At 38.6% G+C, this 1,277-nt stretch carries 1 protein-coding gene; it reads right to left on the minus strand.

The genetic code is table 11. From position 1 onward, the window contains the following. Positions 1-37: 37 nt before the first annotated feature. Positions 38-979, minus strand: coding sequence for a leucine-rich repeat domain-containing protein (locus FD12_RS07710; RefSeq protein ID WP_056982470.1), 942 nt, complete (start codon positions 977-979; stop codon positions 38-40). Positions 980-1,277 lie beyond the last annotated feature (298 nt).

Genomic DNA, 1,277 nt, shown 5'->3' on the forward strand with positions numbered 1-1,277 from the left:
AACGCCTTATGAAATATTCTTTAATGTCGTGTTGCACTTAATTTGACAATTCAAGGTTGATAAAGTCCAAGCTACCATTATTTTGTTTTGGCGCCGGATCCGATCCGCTATAATAGGCCATAAGCTTAACTATGCTGGGATAACCCGGTTGATCAGGATCAGAATTATTAAGAATAACGGCGGCACGGTCCGGGGTGCTAACGTTACTATTGTTATATGTGACTCCTTGAGGCAATTTCCCGACAAATGGCGTTTCCAAATTATAAGAAGTTCCGGATAGTTTCTTTTCCGGTAATTGGATAAATTGAGCATTGTAATTCAAATGGGAATAATGAGCTATATTTAGTGAGGAAAGATCCGTGATCGAATTATAGGAAATATCCAAATATGTCACATTGGGTAATTTGCTGATTGGCGTAATATCTTGAATCCGATTACCGTGAAGATCAATTTCGGTCAGTTTGGTTAAATGTTCCAACGGAGTTACATCAGTAATATCATTCCGAAAATAGCGATGACCGTACAACATTTGTTGATGAAGATCAATCGTCGTTAAATTAGTCGCAAACTGGAGACCTTCCAAAGAATAATTACCCTGGTTGCTGGAATTAATTAACCCGTTACCACCGTTGAGTGGTTCTAAGTTAATATAGGCTGGATCAGAATGGTCACCAGTTTCACCCGGGACCCATTCCAACGTCGTCAATTTTGATAATGCCGTTTTGAATTGATCGGCGGTGGTGAATTGGGCAATCGTTGAATTATCAGGAACAATCGCTTCTGACTTCATATTTTCCAGTACTAATAACTGAAGCTTCTTATTCGGCATAATCTGATCCAGCACCGGATTATCTTGATCTGATGCCGCATACACAACCCCAGTGGTTGATGGCTGATTAGTCGTGGTGGCGGTAAATGACAATACCCCAGCCGACACGGCTAATACCGTTGACGCCAATAAATATTTACTTATTTTCATAAAAGTCATATCCCCTCAGTGGATAATTTCGTTACATACTTATTATAACCCAAAACGCTGGTAATAAAGAATTGTTACCGTTTCCCATAGTGTAATAGTAAGCGTTACCAATCGAGAATATAATAGATCAAAAAAGAATCTACCGTTTTATAGATAGATTTTTTCCTTTTATTCAATGATTACTTGTAACTGACTTTCACATATTTAGCATTAGCAGTAATGTAACCACCTTTAACAGCAACCCGTTTCGTACCAGACTTTGTGGTTGAAGTTGGATAGCTAAACGTGTAACGCTTGA

This window comes from Lentilactobacillus rapi DSM 19907 = JCM 15042, assembly GCF_001436255.1.
GTDB classification, from domain to species: domain Bacteria; phylum Bacillota; class Bacilli; order Lactobacillales; family Lactobacillaceae; genus Lentilactobacillus; species Lentilactobacillus rapi.

Bases quoted from the DNA above. Each gene is read 5' to 3' on its own strand.
- FD12_RS07710 (WP_056982470.1), bottom strand. From the start codon at position 979: ATGAAAATAAGTAAATATTTATTGGCGTCAACGGTATTAGCCGTGTCG.